The sequence below is a fragment of the Actinoplanes utahensis genome (genome assembly GCF_016862455.1).
GTDB classification, from domain to species: domain Bacteria; phylum Actinomycetota; class Actinomycetes; order Mycobacteriales; family Micromonosporaceae; genus Actinoplanes; species Actinoplanes utahensis.
Genome location: NZ_BOMZ01000105.1, coordinates 76,513 through 95,949 on the forward strand (window position 1 = coordinate 76,513; position 19,437 = coordinate 95,949).

The window sequence follows — 19,437 nt, forward strand, 5'->3', positions numbered from 1 at the left end:
AACGGGTGCGTCTGATAATCACCCGGTGGAGATCAAAGCGCTCATCTTCGACTTCGACGGCCTGTTGATGGACACCGAGACCACGCTGCTGGACAGCTGGCGGCAACTGTGGCGGTGGCACGGCCTGGAACTGGACGAGTCGACGTTCTTCGCCGACCACGGGGGCGACGTCAACGAGGAGCGGTACGCGCAGCTCGCCGCGGCGGCCGGGCCGGGGTTCGACCGGGCGGCCGGTCATGCGCGGCGGATGGCGTACCGAGAGGGATTGCACGAGACGCTGGGCCTGTCCGCCGGCCTCACCGAGTGGCTGGCCGCCGCCCGGGCCGAAGGTCTGCGGCTCGCGGTGGCGAGCAGCTCCCCGCGACCCTGGGTGGCCGGGCATCTGGCCCGGACCGGCGACCTCGCCCGGTTCGAGGTCCTGGCCTGCGGCGACGAGGTCGGCGCGCACAAGCCGGACCCCGCCGTCTACCGGCTGGCCCTGGACCGTCTCGGCCTGCCGGCGGCGGCCGCGGTCGCCTTCGAGGACACGGCGCACGGCGTCTCGGCCGCGGTCGCCGCCGGGTTGCGCTGCGTCGCGATCCCCAACCGGTACGCCGCGAGCGCCCGTTTCACCCACGCCGACCTGGTCCTCCCGGCCGCCACCGCCGCCACCCTGCCCGACGTCCTGACCAGGCTCGCCACCCGTCCCGCCCACGCTTCCCGGTCGCGGCAGGCCTCCGGCCAGGGCCAACCCTGAATGCCCGATCTTGTACGGCCACAGCTCCCCGCCGGCCGAACACCAGCCGAGCCTCCCCGCACCCTCCACCCGCACGTCTTCCTGATCCCGGCGCACGCCGCCAACCCCTGAGGCCCACGTCTCCGCTCCGCACGGCGAACCGGCCGTCGAGGCCGGGCCGCCCCGCCCCTTCCAGCCGACCCCGCGTACTGCCGCAAAGCCACCGGCCCAGTCCCCCGCCCACCCGGCCCCGGCTGGTTCTCACCGCTGTCTCCCGCCGATTGAGGCAGCAGTGAGAATCAGCCGGCCCAGATCTGTTGCTGTGGGCAGTCGAGTGCTGTGCGTCTTCGCTTGGTGGGTGCTGTGGTGCACGTTCCGGATACGCACGTGCCGGTGCCTCCGATCCGCGGCGTGGCGGGCGGTCATGCCCCGGTGGTGAGGGCCGCCGCCGGCTGTGGCACGACGGCCGGCGAGGTCGCGCGGGCGGGGGTGTGGGGAGTGGGCGGGAGGCGTACGGCGTCGTGAACCCGGGGTTGCCCGACTGTTTCGGAATGATTGCGCTGGGAGCGCTCCCATGTCATGCTCTCCACATCGGCCAGTGATCCCCACCGATGTACGGGCCGACCGTTCCCCGGTGCGCTCCCGCACCTCCCCGTCTCGAGGAGTCCTCATGAGACCCATCCCCTCCCGCGCCAGGGCATTGACGGTCGCCACGGCCGTCGGTGTCGTCGCGGCCTCCGGCGCCGTCGCCGTGGCGACCAGCGCCAGCGCGGCGGCCGGCTGTCGCGTCGACTACTCGGCCAACCAGTGGAGCACCGGCTTCACCGGCAACGTCACCGTCACGAACCTGGGCGACCCGATCACCGGCGGCTGGAACCTGACCTGGACCTGGGCGGGCAACCAGCAGGTCACCCAGGGCTGGAGCGCGAACCTCACCCAGTCCGGGGCGAACGTCACCGCCACGAACCCGGGCTGGGCGGCCTCGCTGGGCACCAACGGCACCGCCAACTTCGGCTTCAACGCCAACTACTCGGGCACGAACACCGCGCCCGCCACCTTCACGCTGAACGGCACGGTCTGCAACGGCTCGACCGGCTCGCCGTCGACGTCGCCGTCCACCTCGGTGTCGCCGTCCACGTCGGTGTCCCCGTCGACCTCGACGCCGCCGCCGGACCCGACCGTCAAGGTCGACAACCCGTACGCCGGTGCCAAGGGTTATGTGAACCCGGAGTGGAAGGCCAAGGCCGAGTCGGTCGCCGGCGGCAGCCGGGTCTCGAACAACCCGACCGCGGTCTGGATCGACCGGATCGCCGCCATCAACGGCACCACGGGCAGCAGCTCGAACGGTGCGATGGGCGTCCGGGACCACCTGGACGAGGCTCTGGAGCAGGGCGCCGGCTACATCCAGTTCGTCATCTACAACCTGCCCGGCCGGGACTGCGCGGCGCTCGCCTCCAACGGTGAGCTCGGCCCGAACGACCTGCCGAAGTACAAGGCGGAGTACATCGACCCGATCGCCGCGATCCAGGGCGACGCGAAGTACAAGAGCCTGCGGATCGTCAACGTCGTCGAGATCGACTCGCTGCCGAACCTGGTGACCAACGTCGCCGGTCAGCCCGGCGGCACGGCGATGTGCGACACGATGAAGGCGAACGGCGGCTACGTGCAGGGCATCGGTTACGCCCTGAGCAAGCTCGGCTCGATCGGCAACGTCTACAACTACGTCGACGCCGCCCACCACGGCTGGATCGGCTGGGACTCGAACTTCGGCCCGACCGCCGACATCATGCTGGAGGCCGCGCGGGCGTCCGGCAACGTGAAGAACGTGCACGGCTTCATCACCAACACGGCCAACTACTCGGCCCTGCGTGAGACGTTCGTGCAGCCGACCACCACGGTGAACGGCCAGACCGTCCGGCAGTCGAAGTGGGTGGACTGGAACCAGTACACCGACGAGCTGTCCTTCGCCCAGGCCTTCCGCACCAAGCTGGTCTCGATCGGCTTCGACGCGAACATCGGCATGCTGATCGACACCTCCCGCAACGGCTGGGGCGGCGCGGCCCGGCCGACCGCGGCGAGCACCGACACCAGCAGCGTGGACGCCTTCGTCAACAAGTCCCGCATCGACCGCCGGATCCACGCCGGCAACTGGTGCAACCAGGCCGGCGCCGGCCTCGGCGAGCGTCCCACCGCGGCTCCGGCCGCCGGTATCGACGCCTACGTCTGGGTGAAGCCGCCGGGTGAGTCGGACGGTTCGAGCTCCCTCATCCCGAACGAGGAGGGCAAGGGCTTCGACCGGATGTGCGACCCGACCTACACCGGTAACGCCCGTAACGGCAACAGCCTCTCGGGTGCCCTGCCGAACTCCCCGATCTCCGGGGCCTGGTTCCCCGCGCAGTTCGCGGAGCTGATGGCGAACGCCTACCCGGCGCTCTGATCCACCGGTAAGTAGAAGATCCAAGCAACCGGCCGGCTCCCTCGGGAGCCGGCCGGTTCGCGTCTGACCGAACGGTCATTGCAATACGAGTGCATCGCAACCTACCGTTGCCGCATGCGCAAGCTCGGACGGCGTCACCCTCGACATGCCGCTGTCCTGGACCGCGATCGCCGCGGTCGAGGTGCGCCGCCGGTCCATGCCGCCGGCGGCCAGACCCGGTTCGAGGACGGCCTCGGGGGCGGCGGCCGCTCAGGACCTGGCGGTGTAGAAGCGATAGACCGCGCGGTACGGGACCGCCTTCGTCCCGCTGCCCGTGCACGAGCCGCTCGCGACGCCGCCGACGGTGTCGATCCGCTGGATGTAGGTGACCTTGCCGAACAGCCCGTCACCCCGGGTCGTCTTGGCGGTGATCCGCAGCTGCGGGATGCTGTCCGGACGTTCCGACGGGACCCGCACGATCGTGGTCGGGTTCGGGTCGCCCTCCAGCAGTGAGCCGTCCTGGTCCGACTGCCAGCTCGGGCCGCGGTAGTGGCTGGCGGACACCTTCCGCACCGGTCGCACGGTGACGCCGGTCAGGGAGGCGGCCGGTTCGAGCAGGGCCCAGGCGCCGTCGCGGCACCCGTAAACCTGGACGCCCTTGGCCTTGAGAACCGCGTGGAGCACGTTGCCCGCGGGCGGCGCCAGTTCGGGCGGCACCCGCGGATCGACCCCGCGGAAGGACTCCGGCTGAGCGGCCGGCTGCTCGGCGGTCGCCGTGCCGCTGTCGGTTCCGGCGAACGAGACGCCGGCCGGCACCGCGACGGCGACGAGTGCCAGGGCGCCGAACGCGCCGGCGGCCTTGAGATGACGTGGAAGCGTGCGAGTCACGGGGTCCTCCCCTATGGACGGTGACGCTGCGTCCTCACGCTAACCGCCCGTGGCCCCCGATCGGCTTGTCGTGACGGGAAATCACCCGGAGGAAGTGCTCCTAACGGTAGGAACCAGGCATCGAGTAGAACCCGGTCGGGGTGGTCTGCTCCTCGATCCGCACCTGCCGGGCCCGTGCGCGCAGCCGCAGGAGCAGCAGCACGCCGAGGAAGACGCAGATCCCGCCGACGATCAGACCGGGCCCGAGCAGCGACACGTCGTTGGAGACGAGCGCGGCCTCGGCGTCGGTGTCGGTCTCCTCGGGGATGTCCGCCGCGCCGGCCGGCTCGCTCTCCTCCTTCTCCTCCTCCTCGGCCGGAGGCGACGACTCGTCGGGGGAGGGGGACGGTGTGGGGGAGGACTCCTCGCCGGCCGCGCCCTCCACCCCGGCCGCGGCGCCGGCGGCGGTGAGCAGGGTGTCCTGCTCGTCGAAGGCGCGCACCTCGAACTGCACGTCCCCACCGTCCGGCCCGGCGAACGCGACCTGCCAGCGGCCGGTCACGGTACGCCCCCGGCAGGAGAGCCCCGGGTCGAGCGCGTCGTCGACGATCGTGGTGGTGGTGCCCTCGGTGGTGCTCGTCGTGTCGAACGGCCCATCGTCCTCGACCCGGGTCACCCGCACCTGCTCCGGGTCGACCCGGGAGCGCAGCAGCAGGGCGAAGCGCACCTTGCGGCAGCGGCGGTTCTCCGAGGTGACGACGGCGGTGACGGTCTTCGCGGCGGCTCCCGGAGTGAAGTCGTCCGGCGCGGTGACGCGTACGCTGAAGCCCCTCACGTCGGCCGAGGCCGGCGTCGCGCCGATCGCGGTGTTCAGTACGGCGCCGGCGATGACCGCGCCGGCGAGCGCGGCGATCCGGTGACGCATGACGATCCCCCTTCTCGGGCGTGCCCGAACTCTCCCTGCACTACTTAGTTCGCCCACAGCCCGCGAATGGTTCAGCCGGTGGCCCGCGTCACTCCCCGCCAGATCCTTATTTTTTCCTTAATGCGGCAACCTTTTCGGGATCGTCGCAGCTCAACGGGCGTGCGCGGAAAGTAGTCAGGCGACTACGCAAAAACTTCCGGCGGTGTTCATCCGAACCCCGGCGCGGCACGTAATCCGGGGAGGACACGGACTGGGGCACGCAGGGGAAAGCAGCGCCACGGACCGGGTCCCCGCAGAGCTTGAGCGCGGGGCGTTCCCCACGGACGCCGGCGTCCCACCGCCCACGGGACGTGACCGCACCAAGGAAAACGAGGAGTCCATGGCCCGCTCGAAGAACAACAAGGCATCCGCCGCCCCCCGGGCGGCGGCGGTTGACGTCGGCTCCACCGGCACCCGTCCGGCGTCGAAGATCGAGGTGACACTGCTCACCCTGAGCATCCTGGCCGCCGTCTGGTGTGTCTCGATGATGACCGCTCCGGGTCGCATCGGGTACGCCTACTTTTTCGCCTACCTCGATTTCTACATCGGCGTCGTCAGCCTGGTGTCGCTCTCCATCACCATCATGATCGGCCTGGTCGCCACCGACCGCCTCGTCCTCAGCATCCGCCAGCGGGTGCTGCTGCAGTCCGCGCACCGGACCACCGGCGTGATCGCGGTCGGCTCCCTCGTCGCGCACGTCTGGACCAAGTTCGCGATGGGCTACATCGGCGTGCTGGACATCTTCGTGCCGTTCATGGTGACCGGAACCCCGCTGCGCTGGCTCTACGTCGGCTTCGGCACCATCTCCGGCTGGATCATGATCCTGGTGCTGTGGTCCGGCATCGCCCGCGCCAAGTTCATCGGCCGTGGCAGGCCGTGGATGTGGCGGGGCATCCACTCGATCTCGTACCTGATGTGGCCGATCGCCCTCACCCACGGTCTGTCCGCCGGCCGTCCGGCGGCCACCTGGGTCACCGTCAGCTACCTCCTCTGCGTCCTCGGCGTGCTCGTCGGCCTGGCCGTACGCCTCTCGGTCAGCCTCAACCGCCGCAAGGACTTCGCCTCGCCGGCCGGTGTCGGCGCGGCCAAACCGAGCGAGACCGGCACGCTGGTGCCCACCGCCGTCGCGCCGATCCGCCGTCCGTCGCGTCCCGCCGCGGATCTGCTCGCTCCGGCCGGTGGCGCCCCGCAGCTCCAGCAGACGCAGGCCTGGGCCCCGGCGGCTCGTCCGGTCAGCCCGGCCCCGGAGCCGGCCGTCCGCCCGATCAGCCCGGCGGCCCGTCCGGTCAGCCCGGCCGCCCGCCCGGTCAGCCCGGCCCCCGCCCCGGCCGAGGACGACTACGAGCCGCGCGGCCGGCGTGGAGCCGAGCCGGAGGCGCCCGCCCCGCGGCAGCGCCGTTCGGTCGAGGACGACGAGCGTTACGACACCCAGACCCGGATGTCGCGGCGTGACCTCGACGACGAGCGTTACCGGTACGACGACGAGCCCGCCCCGCGCTCCCGTGGCGGACGTTCGGAGATGTACGACGAGCCGCCGCGGGCCCGTGGCCGCCGGTTCGAGGACGACGAGCCGGCGCCGCGCCGCCGTTACGAGGACGACGAGCCGGCTCCGCGGCGCCACCGCGAGGACCCGGAGGTCACCGGCACCCGGATGCGCCGTGACGACCTGGAGGTCACCGGTGCCCGGATGCGCCGGGACGACCTCGAGACGACCGGCGCCCGGATGCGGCGGGACGACCTCGAGACGACCGGTGCCCGGATGCGCCGGGACGACCTCGAGACGACGGGCGCCCGGATGCGCCGGGACGACCTCGAGACGACCGGTGCCCGGATGCGGCGGTACGAGGACGACGAGCCCCGTGCCCGCGGCCGCCGCCGTGCCGACGACGAGTACGACGAGGGGCCCCGCTCGCGTAGTGCCCGCTACGACGACGTGCCCACCCCGCGTACCGCCCGGTCCGCCCGGTACGAGGAGCCCCGTCACGAGGAGCCGCGGTACGAGCCGGAGCCTCCCCGCCGGCCCAGCCGCAGCGAGTTCGTCGACCTGGCCGACGGTCCCGCCTACCCGGCCGACGACACCCCGACGCTCGTCGACTCGGGTTCGCGCCGCAACCGCCGTTCCGAGCCGCGCCGCAGCCGCGACGACAGCGAGGACGGGTACTTCTCCCAGCTTCGCGGTGACGTGAGGGAAACGAATTGAGCACGGCACAGGTCCCCCCGGTCACGGCGATCGGCACGCCGCGGATCACCGCGGGGTTCGACGAGTACGGTCGTCTCGACCTCCTGGCCCACCAGGAGGTGCACGGCGGGTTCGCGGCGCTCTCCTCGGGGGAGCTGATCGGCCTCGCCGACCGCATCGAGCTGCGTGGGCGTGGTGGCGCGGGCTTCCCGTTCGCCCGCAAGGTCCGTGCGGTGGTCGACTCCTGCCGCCGCCAGGAGCTGCCGCCGGTGATCGTCGTGAACGCCACCGAGGGCGAGCCGCCCTCGTGGAAGGACAAGGCGATCCTGACCCGCGGCCCGCACCTGATCCTGGACGGCGCGGCCCTGGCCGCCGCCGCCCTGGAGGCCGAGGAGATCGTCATCGGCGTCGCCGACGACGGTGTCGGCCAGGAGTCCCTGGCGGCCGCGCTGGCCGAGCGGAAGATGCCCTGCCCGACCCGGATCGTGCTGGTCCCGCACCGGTTCATCTCCGGTGAGGGTGGCGCGCTGGTCCGCGGCATCAACGGCGAGGCGCACATCCCGCCCGGCCGCAAGGTCCGGTCGAGCGACAACGGCGTGATGGGGCTGCCCACCCTGCTGTCCAACGCCGAGACGTACTCGCAGCTGGCGATCGCGGCCCGGCTCGGGCCGTGGGAGTACAACGCGGTCGGCATCCCGGAGGAGCCGGGCACGGTCATGCTCACCGTCGGCGGCTCCGCGTCGGCGCCGGCCGTGGTGGAGGCGCCCACCGGCACCCCGCTGATGGAGGTGCTGGAGATGTGCGGCGCCGACCTCGGGCCGGGCCTGCTGGTCGGCGGCTACCACGGCAAGTGGGTCAGCGCCGAGCAGGCCCAGACCATCACCATCTCCCGTAAGGGCTTCGCGAAGGTCGGCGGCACCCTCGGCGCCGGCATGCTCATCCCGATCGGCTCCAAGACCTGCCCGGTCGGCGAGGTCGCCCAGGTCGTGCAGTACCTGGCCGGCGAGTCGGCCGGTCAGTGCGGCCCGTGCCGGATCGGCCTGCCCGACCTGGCCCGCGCGGTCACCCTGGTGTCGCTCGGCGGCAACGCGGTCGAGCAGGTGCGGCAGGCGGCCGGCATGGTCAAGGGCCGCGGCGCGTGCAGCCACCCGGACGGCAGCTCCCGGTTCGCCCTGTCCGCCCTCGAGGTCTTCCACGAGGACGTTCGGGCGCACGCCAACGGCGAGGGCTGCGGCAAGCAGGTCCGCGGCATCCTGCCGCTGCCGTACACGGCCGAGAAGGGGGCGCGGAAGCTGGCCCTGGACTGGTCGCGGTGCGACGGGCACGGGCTCTGCTCCGCGGTGGCCCCGGAGATCATCCGGCTGGACCACAACGGGTTCCCGGCCTTCCCCCAGACACCCCTGCCGCCGTGGCTCGAGGACGGCGCCCGAAAGGCGGTCAACGTGTGCCCGGCCCTCGCTCTGCGCCTCACCGAGCCGACCGTGGCGAAATGACGGGACAGCGGGCGGTACGCGTATCCGGGCTGGTGTCGGCCCTGGCGGTGACCGCGTTCGCGGCAGCCGCCTGCAGCACCGCGCCGGTCGCGTCCACGCCGCCGGCGGCTCCGCCGTCAGGGGCGCCGGCGTCAGTGGCGCCGGCGGCCGCACCGGCCTCGAAGAAGGCCACCGTGGCCGTCCCGAAGGCGCTCACCTTCACCGGCACCACGTTGACGGGTGAGAGGTTCGACGCCGCGAGGATGGCCGGCAAGCCGGCCATCCTCTGGTTCTGGGCACCCTGGTGCGCGACCTGCGCGAGCGAGGCGCAGTCCCTCGGCGACATCCAGGCGGAGTACGGCGATCGCCTGAACATCCTCGGCATCGCCGGTCTCGGCAGCGCCGCCGAGATGGACGATTTCGTGGCCGACTTCCAGCTCCAGGCGATCCCGCACCTCGACGACGCCCCCGGCAAGCTGTGGAAACGGTTCGGGATCGTGCAGCAGAGCTGGTACGTCATGCTCGACGCCGGCGGCCGGGAGGTCTACAAGGGCTACCTCGACGATCTTCAGCTGACCGAGAGGGTTCAGGCCCTGACGGCGTGATCGGCCAGCTCGGGCAGGGTGGCGAACCGTTCCGCCTCGGCTTGGGCGTCCCGGGGTCGGCCGGTGTCCTGCGAGGAGGGCGCCTCCACATGGCTCGCGCCCTGCACGAACACGCCGCAGTTCGGGTGGACCGTGCGGTAGAGGGTGACGTCCTCGGCCGGGGAGAGCGGCTGTGCGCCCGGTTTGCGGTGTTCGGAAGGTTGGCCCTGCCAGCGCAACAGCCAGACGCCCCGGGCCGGGAGATCCTTTCTCATCGTCCTGACCGCGGCATCCGGCTGGACGTGCCCGTAGTGGAAGAACTCGACGGTGACGGTGGGCAGCTCGGGCCGGAGGGCGCCGCGGAGCACCCGGGCCGGGCGCAGATCGACGAGGATGTCGCCCATTGCGGGTTCCCCGTAGGCCTCGCCCGGCCGGACGCCGACGACATCCGCCTCGACCACGGCTGTCGAGGCCGCGTACGCCGCCGCAAGGGTCCGGGGTTGTTCTTTCAGATCGGCCGCCGGGCCGGGCCGCAGAGCGGTGAAGAACGCGGCGCCGCCGGACGGCGGCCGGGACGCGGGCGGGGACGGCGACGGCCCGTAGTCGACGATCGGTTGCGGCCGGCCGCACGAGGACAGCAGAACGGCGGCCGCCGTGAGGGCGACCGCCGTCCGTGGAGGTTTCCAGGTCATGGCCGCTTGGACGCGGCCGGTCCGATCAGAGTTCCCCGACGGTGGAGTAGGCGGGCTTCTCGGCCGGCATCACCAGCCAGAGAACCGGATAGACCAGGATCTGGCTGCCCGGGATGACGAAGAGGGCCAGGACGAACAGCAGCCGGGCGATCCACGGGTCGAGGCCGAACCGGCGGGCCAGCCCCGCGCAGACGCCGGCGATCATCCGGCCCTGCTGCGGGCGGACCAGGCCCTGGCGAGCGAGAGAGTCGTGCACGGCGTTCATCAGAGGATCCCTGCCTTCACTGGTGGTGAACTGATGACTCCATGGTGTGCTCTCCCGCGGGGGGAAACCATCGGGCATCGCCCGGACAGCGGTCTCGGGGATCTCCATGAGCCCGCCGCCTGTCCGCTCCGGGACACGGGGCTATACAGTGCGATCGGCACGGTTCGGGGGGAACGGAAATGGTCGATGGCGCACTGCCCGGTGAGCGGACGCAACCACTGCGTTCGCGTGATCCGCGTGCCCTCGGCGACTACGCGTTGGTCGGCCGGCTGGGCGAGGGCGGGATGGGCACGGTCTACCTGGCCCGGACCGCCGGTGGCACCCTCGTCGCGCTCAAGATGGTGCGGGCCGACCTGGCCCACGACGACGAGTTCCGGCGGCGGTTCCGCAGCGAGGTGAACCGGGCCCGCCAGGTCCCGCCGTTCTGCACCGCCGAGGTGATCGACGCCGATCCCGACCACGAGCACCCCTACCTGGTCGTCGAATACGTCGACGGGCCCACCCTGGCCGAGGTGGTCGAGCAGCGCGGCCCGCTGACCAGCGCCAACCTGCACGGCGTGGCGATCGGGGTGGCGACCGCGCTGACCGCCATCCACGGCGCCGGGGTGATCCACCGCGACCTCAAGCCGCGCAACGTGCTGCTCGCCCCGGGCAGCCCCAAGGTGATCGACTTCGGGATCGCCCGGGCCCTCGAGGCGACCAGCGCCAACACCCGCACCGACCAGATGGTCGGCACGGTGGCGTACATGGCGCCCGAACGCTTCAGCTCCGACGCGGACACCCCGGTCACCACCGCCGCCGACGTGTTCGCCTGGGGCGGCGTGGTGGCGTACGCGGGTACCGGCCACACCCCGTTCTACGCCGACTCGCCGCCGGCCATGGCCGCCCGTATCCTCACCCAGCCGCCCCGCCTCGACGGCCTCTCCGGGCCGCTGCGCGACCTGGTGGCGCACGCCCTGGAGAAGGACCCGGCCAACCGGCCCAGCTCCCGGGAGCTGCTCGACCTGCTGATCTCCGGCAACGAGCGCCCGGCGGCCACCGCGGCGGCTTTCGCCGACCAGCCGGACCTGCGCGCGGCGGCGGTGGAGGCGCAGGCGGTCACCGGCGTGAGCGGGCCGCCCACCGCCGGCACCACCGCGGTGCCGACCCTGGACATCCCGCCGGGCCTGGTCGGCTACGACGAGAACTCGATCGTCACGGTGCCGATCTCGGCGCCCCCGGCCGCGCCGATGCTCGGCCCGCCCGCCTCCGAGCCGGCCCGCCGCTGGCTGCTGCCGGCCGCGGTCGCCTTCCTGATCCTCGCCGTGGTGGCCGGCGCGATCATGGTCGCGCTGTCGCTGCGGGACCGCAACCGCGGCTCGGACGCCGCGGCGCCGAACCCCGCCCCGGCGGGTCCGCTCGTCGTGGACTCGCTGCGCAAGCAGGACTACTGGGAGCCCTCCGCGCAGGCAGGCGAGGGCGAGTGCCTGTTCGACCCGGCGAAGGGGCTGGTGGCGCGGCGCGGCACCAGCGGCACCTACAAGTGCCGGGGGCTGCGCGACTCGTTCACGCCGGACATCCGGGTCGAGGTGACCGTGCGCCTGATCGAGCCGAACAGCTGCGCGATGATCTACTTCCGCAACAACCCGAACAGCAACAACGACGTCGGCGGGTACGTGGCGCGGGTGTGCGAGAAGGCCGTCTATGTCGGCGTGCACCGGGGCAGCAACGTCAGCACCACGCGGACCATGTCGCTGGCCGACAACCCGATCCAGCTGGACCGTCCCGTCCGGATCGCGGTGACCGCCCGCGGCGAGGTGGCCCAGATGTTCCGGGAGAACGTCCTGGTGGGTGAGGCGCGGCTGACCGACGAGCTGCTCGTCGACGGCGGCAAGGTGGTGCTCGGCGTCTACAACGTGCCCAACGCGCGCGACGACGTCCCGTACGAGGTCGTCTTCAGCGACATCAAGATCTGGCAGTACTGAGGAGGGGGCACGCGGCCCCCTCCCCGAGCTCGGTCAGTCCTTGGTCAGGCCGGCCCGGCGCAGCGCGTCCGCCATGGCGCTGTTGCCGAAGCTGTTCCCGCCGCCCTGACCGCCACGCTGGCCGCCGCCCTGCCGGGGCTGCCGCTGCTGGCCGCCCTGACGCTGCTGACCCCCGCCGCCGCCACCGCCCGGCCGGCCGCCCTGGCCGCCCTGACGGGGGCCGCGGTCCTCGCGCGGCTGCCGGTTCTTGTTCGGCTCGTCGGACAGCCGCATGGTCAGCGAGATCCGCTTGCGGACCGGGTCGACCTCCAGGACGCGGACCTTCACCACGTCGCCGGACTTGACCACCTCACGCGGGTCCTGCACGAACTTGTCGGACAGCGCCGACACGTGCACGAGACCGTCCTGGTGCACGCCGATGTCGACGAACGCGCCGAACGCCGCCACGTTGGTCACCTGGCCCTCCAGGACCATGCCCGGTTTCAGGTCGGCGATCTTCTCGACACCCTCGGCGAAGGTCGCCGTGGTGAACGCCGGCCGCGGGTCGCGGCCCGGCTTCTCCAGCTCCTTCAGGATGTCGGTGATGGTCGGCAGGCCGACCGTGTCGGTCACGAACTTGTCCGGCCGGATCCCCTTGAGCAGCGGGCTGTTGCCGATCAGCGTCTTCACGTCGGCGCCGGCGTCCGCCGCGATGGTGCGGACCAGGGGGTACGACTCCGGGTGCACGCTGGAGAAGTCCAGCGGGTCGACGCCGTCGCGGATCCGGAGGAAGCCGGCGCACTGCTCGAACGCCTTCGGCCCCAGCCGGGCCACCTTCTTGATCTCCTGGCGGCTCTTGAACGGGCCGTTCTGGTCGCGGTGCAGCACGATGTTCTCGGCCAGGCCCGCGGTGATGCCGGAGACCCGGGTGAGCAGCGGGGCGGACGCGGTGTTGATGTCCACACCGACGCCGTTCACACAGTCCTCGACCACCGCGTCCAGCGAGCGGGCCAGCTTCACCTCGGACAGGTCGTGCTGGTACTGGCCGACGCCGATCGACTTGGGGTCGATCTTGACGAGTTCGGCGAGCGGGTCCTGCAGGCGCCGGGCGATGGAGACCGCGCCCCGCAGCGAGACGTCCAGGCCGGGCAGCTCCTGGGAGGCGTACGCCGAAGCGGAGTAGACCGACGCGCCGGCCTCCGACACGACCACCTTGGTCAGCTTGGCGTCCGGGTGCCGTTTGATCAGCTCGGTGGCGAGCTTGTCGGTCTCCCGGGACGCGGTGCCGTTGCCGATCGCGATCAGCTCGACGTCGTGCTTGCTGGCCAGCGCGGCGAGACGGTGGATCGACTCGTCCCACTTGTTCTGCGGCACGTGCGGGTAGATCGTGTCGGTCGCGACCACCTTGCCGGTGGCGTCCACGACGGCGACCTTGACGCCGGTGCGGAAACCGGGGTCCAGGCCCATGGTGGTACGGGTACCGGCGGGCGCCGCGAGCAGCAGGTCCCGCAGGTTCGCGGCGAACACCCGCACCGCCTCCTCCTCGGCCGCCTCCCGCAACCGGACCCGCAGGTCGGCGCCGAGGTGGATGAGGATGCGGGTGCGCCAGGCCCAGCGGACCGTGTCGATCAGCCAGCGGTCACCGGGCCGGCCGTGGTCGCTGATGCCGTTGCGGCCGGCGATCCGGCCCTCGAAGTAGCCCTCGTCCTCCTCCGGGTGCGGCTCCATGGTGAGGTCGAGGACGTCCTCCTTCTCCCCGCGCAGCATCGCCAGGATCCGGTGCGAGGGCAGCTTCGAGTACGGCTCGGCGAAGTCGAAGTAGTCGGAGAACTTGGCGCCGTCGGTCTGCTTGCCGTCGCGCACCTTCGCGACCAGGCGGCCCCGCGTCCACATCTGCTCACGGAGCTCGCCGATCAGGTCGGCGTCCTCGGCGAACCGCTCGATGAGGATCGCCCGGGCGCCGTCCAGGGCCGCCTGCGGATCCGCGACGCCCTTCTCGGCGTCCACGAACGCCGCAGCGGCCGCTTTCGGGTCCACCGAAGGGTCACCCAGCAGACCGTCGGCCAGCGGCTCCAGGCCCGCCTCGCGGGCGATCATCGCCTTGGTCCGCCGCTTCGGCTTGAACGGCAGGTAGATGTCCTCCAGGCGGGCCTTCGTGTCGGCCTCGCGGATCTGCTGCTCGAGCGCGTCGTCGAGCTTGCCCTGGGAGCGGATCGACTCCAGCACCGCGGCGCGCCGGTCCTCCAGCTCCCGGAGATAGCCCAGGCGCTCCTCGAGCGTGCGCAGCTGGGCGTCGTCGAGCGTGCCGGTCACCTCCTTGCGGTATCGGGCGATGAACGGCACCGTCGCCCCGCCGTCGAGCAGCTCGACCGCGGCGGTGACCTGCCCTTCCCGTACCCCGAGCTCCGAGGCGATGCGCTGATGGATAGCTGTCGTCACGCCGACGATTGTCACCGACGCCGTGCCGCCTTGTCGCGCCGCCCCGCAGTGTCACCCGTCGGCGGTCCCCGGTCGTGCGTGCGCCGCCCGGGCCGGCACACCCGGCGTCCCCCGCCCGGGGGACGCCCGGCTCGTGCCTGAACCGGCCGATCCGTCCCGCCTATCCGCTGGTGTCGCGAACGTCACGCCGGGCCCGATCCGGCCCGGCCGGCCCGGCAGGCGGCGGAATCCGGGCCCCGCGGGGCCCCGGGCGAGCCGTGACCTGCGAGATCATCCGCCCGGCGGAGTTCCGGGAGGGTGCGCCGCCACACCGATACAGCACGCCTCAGACGACACTTGCTAGGAGGTACTAGAGACAACCGAATTGGCCTTTGGCACTCTTGTCACATGACGCTTGCTGTCCGGGCGGTCGCCGCCACTGATCAGGGCCTGGTCCGGTCCAATAACGAAGACGCGGTCTTCGTCGGTAATCGACTCTTCGTGGTGGCGGACGGCATGGGCGGGCTGCCCGCCGGCGAGCTGGCGAGCGACATCCTGGTGCAGACGCTCAGCGTCGTCGACACCGCGCCGGACACCGGCGAGCCGCTGCAGGATCTGATCACCGCCCTCGCCACCGCCAACCAGCGGATCGAGGCCGCCGTCGCCGACGACGACGCCCGCGACGGGATGGGCACCACGGTCACCGCGCTGCTGCTCTCCGGCGACCGGCTGGCCGCCCTCAACGTCGGCGACTCCCGCTGTTACCTGCTGCGCGACGGCGAGTTCCAGCAGCTCACCCGGGACGACACCTACGTGCAGGCGCTCGTCGACCAGGGCGTGCTCACGCCCGACGACGCGCGCCGGCACCCGCAGCGGGCGCTCGTCACCCAGGCCGTGCAGGGCGGGCCGTACCGCCCGGCGGGCCGGATGATCCCGGCCCGGCCCGGTGACCGGTTCCTGCTGTGCAGCGACGGCCTCTCCGATTACGTCGAGGACGCGGTGATCGCGAGCACGCTGCGCGAGGTCGCCGACCGCAAGGACTGCGCCGCCGCCCTGGTCAACCGCACCCTGGAGAACGGCGCGCCGGACAACGTGACGGTCATCGTCGCCGACGTCGTCGACGTCTGAGCTTCGGCGGGCTCCGGGCCGGCCCCGGCCCGGAGCCCGCAGAACCGTCCTGCTCAGGGCAGTTCTAGAAAGTCCCGGATGGCTTCCTCCACGGCGTTCATCGTCGCGTGGGAGACGAAGCCGTGAAGATCGCGGAACGATGTCCGGTCGAGAACCTGTACGACACCGTGGATGCGTACCCAGGCTCCGGTGAGGGGATCGCCCGTGCCCAGTGGCACTGCCAGATGGTTCGGATGAGGCGACTCCTGCACGATGGCCAGCGCCCACACCGCGAGCTCGTCGACCCCGTTGTACTCGTCATTGCTGATGACCAGGACACGGTGCTGGGAGCCACCACGGAGAAGGGTCCAGACCTGGCCCCTCTTCACCACTCGGTGCCGCGCAGGGCGATGTCGTTGCTGCTCTCGATCAACAGTCGGTCTGCTTCGACCTGCTCGGGGGAACGCCGTCGCAGGAACTCGCCGTATGCCTGCGCGGCCGCGCGCTGCCGGGCTCGCCGGGTCTCCGGGAGCACCCGGCGGACCGCCTCCGTCACCGCTGCGGAAGCATTGCCGCGGCTCTGGAGATAGGCGGCGACATCATCGGGGACGCTGATGCTGAGCTTGACGGATCGGGCGTTCAGTCCGGTCTGGGCGGGGCGAGCAGGGTCTTCGGGGCCACCGTGCGGAAGGCGTCCTGGCAGAGCTCGGCGATCTCGGACCAGTCGGGGTCGCCGTCCAGGCGGACGCCGAGCCAGCCGCGGTGGCCCACATAGGGTGGCCGGAAGAAACGGGACGGATCCTCGGCGATAAGCTCCGCCTGCGCGCCGGGCGGGGCCGCGCACCACAGGTGCGGGAAGCCGTTGTCGTGGTGGCCGTCCGGCCAGAGCATGACGAACTGCTTCTTCGCCCGGACGAAGAAGGCGGGGGCCCCGTGACTGGGGCGCTCGGTCGTCTCCGGCAGGGCCAGGCAGATCCGGCGGACGCGCTCGGTCGTCGTCTCCATGCCCCGCATTCTGCCCGCAGGGTGTGACATATCCTCGGCGCGTGCTGATCGCGACCGAGCGGCTGATCCTGCGGCGTTTCCGGGCCTCCGACGCGCCGGCCCTGGCCGGGTACCGGTCGGATCCCGCCGTGGCGCGGTACCAGTCGTGGGACGCGCCGTTCCCCCTCGACCGGGCGGAGGTCGCGGTCCGCAACTTCGCCGCCGGTTCGCCCGACCAGGCGGGGCATTTCCAGTACGCGATCGAGCTGACCGGGGAACGGCCGCTGATCGGGGACGTCTACGTGCGGCTGCACGACAACCTGATGCAGGCGGAGATCGGGTTCACGCTCGCCACGGCGTACCAGAGGCGGGGTTTCGGCCGCGAGGCCCTGAGCGCCGTGCTGGACCGGCTGTTCCGCGTGCAGGGCCTGCACAAGGTGACGGGGGAGTGCGACGCCCGGAACACACGGTCGGCGGCGCTGCTGGAGCGGCTCGGTTTCCAGCGGGAGGGCCTGCTGCGGCAGCAGACGTTCCTCAAGGGCGAGTGGACCGACGACCTGCTCTACGGCCTGCTGGCGACGGAGTGGGCCGGCCGCTGAAAGGCGGCGTGGCGGGCCGCGCCGTTCCCGGCCAGGCGGCAGGCCTGACCGGGAACCCGTGCGAGGGTCAGCCCTCGTACTTGAGCCAGACGGCGCCGAGCGGGGGCACCCGCAGCGACGCCGAGGCGTCGAAGCCGTGCCAGGCGATGTGCTCGGCCTCGACGGCGCCCAGGTTGCCGACGCCCGACCCGCCGTACAGCTCGCTGTCGGTGTTGATCACCTCGGCCCAGCGGCCGGCCCGGGGGAGACCGATGCGGTAACCCTCGTGCGGCACGGCGGCGAAGTTGACGATGCACGCCATGGTGTCGCCGTTCGGCGCGAAGCGGACGAACGAGAACGTGTTGTGCTGCGAGTCCTCGCTGGTGATCCACCGGAAACCGGACGCCGAGGTGTCCTGGCTCCAGATCGCCGGCGTCTCCCGGTACACCCGGTTCAGGTCGGTGACCAGCTGCTTCACGCCACGGTGCTGCGGGTCGTCGAGCAGGTGCCAGTGCAGGCCGCCGCTCTCGTTCCACTCCCGCTCGTCGCCCATCTCGGAGCCCATGAACAGCAGCTGCTTGCCGGTGAAGGCCCACATGAAACCGAGCAGCGCCCGGGTGTTGGCGAGCTTCTGCCACAGGTCACCGGGCATCTTGCCGGTCAGTGAGCCCTTGCCGTGCACGACCTCGTCGTGGCTGATCGGCAGGGCGTAGTTCTCGCTCCAGGCGTACACGGTGGCGAAGGTCATCTGGTGGTGGTGCCACTGCCGGTGGATCGGCTCCTTCTCCATGTAGGAGAGGGTGTCGTTCATCCAGCCCATGTTCCACTTGAAGCCGAAGCCGAGGCCGCCCAGGTGGGTGGGACGGGTGACGCCCGGCCACGCGGTCGACTCCTCGGCGATCGTCATGACGCCGGGGTGGTGCTTGTAGACGGTCGCGTTCATCTCCTGGAGGAAACTGATCGCGTCCAGGTTCTCCCGGCCGCCGTACTGGTTCGGCGTCCACTCGCCGTCCTTGCGGGAGTAGTCGAGGTACAGCATCGACGCGACGGCGTCGACCCGCAGGCCGTCGGCGTGGAACTCCTCGCACCAGTACAGCGCGTTGGCGACCAGGAAGTTGCGGACCTCCTTGCGGCCGAAGTCGAAGACGTACGTGCCCCAGTCCGGCTGCTCGCCGCGCCGCCAGTCGCCGTGCTCGTACAGCGGCGTGCCGTCGAAGCGGGCGAGGGCCCACGCGTCCTTCGGGAAGTGCGCGGGCACCCAGTCCAGGATCACGCCGATACCGGCCTGGTGCAGCTTGTCGACCAGGTGCCGGAACTCGTCCGGCGAGCCGAACCGGGAGGTCGGGGCGTAGTAGCCGGTGACCTGGTAACCCCACGAGCCGCCGAACGGGTGCTCCATCACCGGCATCAGCTCGACGTGGGTGAACCCGGTCTCGACGACGTACTCGACCAGCTGGTCGGCGAGCTCGACGTAGCTGAGGCCGGGCCGCCACGAGCCGAGGTGCACCTCGTACACGCTGATCGGCTCCTGGTGCCAGGCCTTGCGCGAGCGCTCCTGCATCCAGTCCTGGTCCTGCCAGTGGTAATCGGACTGGAAGACGACCGACGCGGTGGCCGGCGGCACCTCGGTGTGCTGGGCGAGCGGGTCGGCGTGCTCCCGCCACACCCCGTCCCGCCCGAGGATCTTGAACTTGTACTTGGAGCCGGGGTGGGCGGCCGGGACGTAGATCTCCCAGACGCCGCTGGAGCCGAGCGACCGCATCGGCCACCCGTCGTACGGCCCCCACCCGGCGAAGTCGCCGATGACCTGCACGCCGCGGGCGCCGGGCGCCCACACGGCGAACGCCACGCCGGTGCCGCGCGGCTGCGCGCCGAGCACGGTCCACAGCTTCTCGTGCCGGCCCTCGCCGATCAGGTGCAGGTCCAGCTCGCCCAGGGTGGGCAGGTGGCGGTACGGGTCGTCGAACTCGGTCCCGTCCACGTCGAGCCGGTAGTCGAGCACGGTGCCGGGCAGCTCGGCCGCGAAGATCCCGTCGTCGTGGACCTTCGTGGTCTCGTGACGTTCGCCCTCGTGCAGCACCGTCACCTGGGTGGCGCCCTTGCGCAGGGTCCGGATGACGGTGCGCCCGCCGTGCGGGTGCGCGCCGAGGATGGCGTGCGGGTCGTGGGTGTCCCCGGCGATCACGCCGTCCATGGCCCGCTTGTCGGCGGCGAGACGCGAGGTGGTTTGACCGATCATGGTGTTGTGGTGCC

Annotated in this window: 17 protein-coding genes; 8 read left to right on the plus strand and 9 right to left on the minus strand. The window is 71.7% G+C overall.

Annotated elements, in window-relative coordinates:
• Window positions 1-25 precede the first annotated feature (25 nt).
• Window positions 26-736 carry an HAD family hydrolase gene (locus tag Aut01nite_RS36835; protein ID WP_043528995.1) on the plus strand — a complete coding sequence of 237 codons (711 nt, stop codon included), beginning with the start codon at window positions 26-28 and terminating at the stop codon, window positions 734-736.
• A 649-nt stretch (window positions 737-1,385) separates the two neighbouring features.
• The gene (locus Aut01nite_RS36840; protein ID WP_043528993.1) at window positions 1,386-3,152 is read left to right on the plus strand and encodes a glycoside hydrolase family 6 protein; all 1,767 of its coding nucleotides are present in this window, start codon (window positions 1,386-1,388) and stop codon (window positions 3,150-3,152) included.
• 249 nt (window positions 3,153-3,401) lie between these two features.
• Here Aut01nite_RS36840 and Aut01nite_RS36845 read toward each other — a convergent pair whose 3' ends face one another.
• Window positions 3,402-4,019: a DUF3455 domain-containing protein gene (locus tag Aut01nite_RS36845; protein ID WP_052164190.1), complete on the minus strand. Its 618-nt coding sequence runs from the start codon at window positions 4,017-4,019 to the stop codon at window positions 3,402-3,404.
• Window positions 4,020-4,119: 100 nt separating this feature from the next.
• Window positions 4,120-4,923, minus strand: a complete 804-nt coding sequence (locus Aut01nite_RS36850) for a hypothetical protein (protein ID WP_204037885.1) — start codon at window positions 4,921-4,923, stop codon at window positions 4,120-4,122.
• A 379-nt stretch (window positions 4,924-5,302) separates the two neighbouring features.
• Between Aut01nite_RS36850 and Aut01nite_RS36855 the strand changes: the two genes are divergently transcribed.
• Genes Aut01nite_RS36855 through Aut01nite_RS36865 form a run of 3 tightly spaced genes read left to right on the plus strand, consistent with a single transcriptional unit; the run spans window position 5,303 to window position 9,218 of the window.
• Window positions 5,303-7,162, plus strand: a complete 1,860-nt coding sequence (locus Aut01nite_RS36855; RefSeq protein WP_043528991.1) for a DNA translocase FtsK — start codon at window positions 5,303-5,305, stop codon at window positions 7,160-7,162.
• A complete protein-coding gene (locus Aut01nite_RS36860; RefSeq protein ID WP_043528989.1) occupies window positions 7,159-8,634 on the plus strand; it encodes an NADH-quinone oxidoreductase subunit NuoF family protein in 1,476 nt (491 codons plus the stop codon). Before Aut01nite_RS36855 ends, Aut01nite_RS36860 begins: the two co-directional genes overlap by 4 nt.
• Window positions 8,631-9,218 (plus strand): TlpA family protein disulfide reductase, encoded by a 588-nt coding sequence (locus Aut01nite_RS36865; protein WP_043528988.1) that lies wholly within the window; start codon window positions 8,631-8,633, stop codon window positions 9,216-9,218. The genes Aut01nite_RS36860 and Aut01nite_RS36865 overlap by 4 nt, the downstream gene beginning before the upstream one ends.
• On the opposite strand, the gene Aut01nite_RS36870 is transcribed toward Aut01nite_RS36865, so the two are convergent.
• Together Aut01nite_RS36870 and Aut01nite_RS36875 are read right to left on the minus strand one after the other, a co-directional pair.
• Window positions 9,200-9,889 (minus strand): hypothetical protein, encoded by a 690-nt coding sequence (locus Aut01nite_RS36870; protein WP_043528986.1) that lies wholly within the window; start codon window positions 9,887-9,889, stop codon window positions 9,200-9,202. The two genes, Aut01nite_RS36865 and Aut01nite_RS36870, sit on opposite strands and share 19 nt — an antisense overlap.
• Window positions 9,890-9,914: 25 nt before the next feature.
• Window positions 9,915-10,154: a PspC domain-containing protein gene (locus Aut01nite_RS36875; protein WP_043528984.1), complete on the minus strand. Its 240-nt coding sequence runs from the start codon at window positions 10,152-10,154 to the stop codon at window positions 9,915-9,917.
• A 179-nt stretch (window positions 10,155-10,333) separates the two neighbouring features.
• On the opposite strand from Aut01nite_RS36875, the gene Aut01nite_RS36880 reads away from it, so the two are divergent.
• Complete coding sequence (locus Aut01nite_RS36880; protein ID WP_043528982.1) at window positions 10,334-12,118, plus strand: serine/threonine protein kinase; 1,785 nt, start codon at window positions 10,334-10,336, stop codon at window positions 12,116-12,118.
• A 33-nt stretch (window positions 12,119-12,151) separates the two neighbouring features.
• Here Aut01nite_RS36880 and Aut01nite_RS36885 read toward each other — a convergent pair whose 3' ends face one another.
• Entirely contained in the window at window positions 12,152-14,536 is a 2,385-nt protein-coding gene (locus tag Aut01nite_RS36885; RefSeq protein WP_043528981.1) for a Tex family protein, read from the minus strand.
• Window positions 14,537-14,923: 387 nt separating this feature from the next.
• Between Aut01nite_RS36885 and Aut01nite_RS36890 the strand changes: the two genes are divergently transcribed.
• Window positions 14,924-15,643: a PP2C family protein-serine/threonine phosphatase gene (locus Aut01nite_RS36890; RefSeq protein WP_043528980.1), complete on the plus strand. Its 720-nt coding sequence runs from the start codon at window positions 14,924-14,926 to the stop codon at window positions 15,641-15,643.
• A 53-nt stretch (window positions 15,644-15,696) separates the two neighbouring features.
• Here the strand turns inward: Aut01nite_RS36890 and Aut01nite_RS36895 are convergent, their stop codons facing one another.
• The 3 genes from Aut01nite_RS36895 to Aut01nite_RS36905 all read right to left on the minus strand — a co-directional run bounded on the left by Aut01nite_RS36895 (window position 15,697) and on the right by Aut01nite_RS36905 (window position 16,627).
• On the minus strand, window positions 15,697-16,011 hold the full coding sequence (locus Aut01nite_RS36895) for a type II toxin-antitoxin system PemK/MazF family toxin (protein WP_161790700.1): 315 nt from the start codon (window positions 16,009-16,011) through the stop codon (window positions 15,697-15,699).
• Complete coding sequence (locus tag Aut01nite_RS36900) at window positions 16,008-16,178, minus strand: hypothetical protein (RefSeq protein WP_161790699.1); 171 nt, start codon at window positions 16,176-16,178, stop codon at window positions 16,008-16,010. The genes Aut01nite_RS36895 and Aut01nite_RS36900 overlap by 4 nt, the downstream gene beginning before the upstream one ends.
• An 83-nt stretch (window positions 16,179-16,261) precedes the next feature.
• Window positions 16,262-16,627, minus strand: a complete 366-nt coding sequence (locus Aut01nite_RS36905) for an MmcQ/YjbR family DNA-binding protein (RefSeq protein ID WP_043528977.1) — start codon at window positions 16,625-16,627, stop codon at window positions 16,262-16,264.
• 41 nt (window positions 16,628-16,668) lie between these two features.
• Here Aut01nite_RS36905 and Aut01nite_RS36910 point away from each other — a divergent pair, with 41 nt between their 5' ends.
• The gene (locus tag Aut01nite_RS36910; protein WP_043528975.1) at window positions 16,669-17,205 is read left to right on the plus strand and encodes a GNAT family N-acetyltransferase; all 537 of its coding nucleotides are present in this window, start codon (window positions 16,669-16,671) and stop codon (window positions 17,203-17,205) included.
• 67 nt (window positions 17,206-17,272) lie between these two features.
• Here Aut01nite_RS36910 and glgB read toward each other — a convergent pair whose 3' ends face one another.
• The gene (gene glgB, locus Aut01nite_RS36915; RefSeq protein ID WP_236642935.1) at window positions 17,273-19,423 is read right to left on the minus strand and encodes a 1,4-alpha-glucan branching protein GlgB; all 2,151 of its coding nucleotides are present in this window, start codon (window positions 19,421-19,423) and stop codon (window positions 17,273-17,275) included.
• Between the last annotated feature and the right edge of the window lie 14 nt (window positions 19,424-19,437).

Coding starts and splice junctions, on each gene's coding strand:
- Aut01nite_RS36840 (WP_043528993.1), top strand. CDS start 1,386: ATGAGACCCATCCCCTCCCGCGCCAGGGCATTGACGGTCGCCACGGCC.
- Aut01nite_RS36850 (WP_204037885.1), bottom strand. CDS start 4,923: ATGCGTCACCGGATCGCCGCGCTCGCCGGCGCGGTCATCGCCGGCGCC.
- Aut01nite_RS36855 (WP_043528991.1), top strand. CDS start 5,303: ATGGCCCGCTCGAAGAACAACAAGGCATCCGCCGCCCCCCGGGCGGCG.
- Aut01nite_RS36865 (WP_043528988.1), top strand. CDS start 8,631: ATGACGGGACAGCGGGCGGTACGCGTATCCGGGCTGGTGTCGGCCCTG.
- Aut01nite_RS36870 (WP_043528986.1), bottom strand. CDS start 9,889: ATGACCTGGAAACCTCCACGGACGGCGGTCGCCCTCACGGCGGCCGCC.
- Aut01nite_RS36875 (WP_043528984.1), bottom strand. CDS start 10,154: ATGAACGCCGTGCACGACTCTCTCGCTCGCCAGGGCCTGGTCCGCCCG.
- Aut01nite_RS36880 (WP_043528982.1), top strand. CDS start 10,334: ATGGTCGATGGCGCACTGCCCGGTGAGCGGACGCAACCACTGCGTTCG.
- Aut01nite_RS36890 (WP_043528980.1), top strand. CDS start 14,924: ATGACGCTTGCTGTCCGGGCGGTCGCCGCCACTGATCAGGGCCTGGTC.
- Aut01nite_RS36905 (WP_043528977.1), bottom strand. CDS start 16,627: ATGGAGACGACGACCGAGCGCGTCCGCCGGATCTGCCTGGCCCTGCCG.
- glgB (WP_236642935.1), bottom strand. CDS start 19,423: ATGATCGGTCAAACCACCTCGCGTCTCGCCGCCGACAAGCGGGCCATG.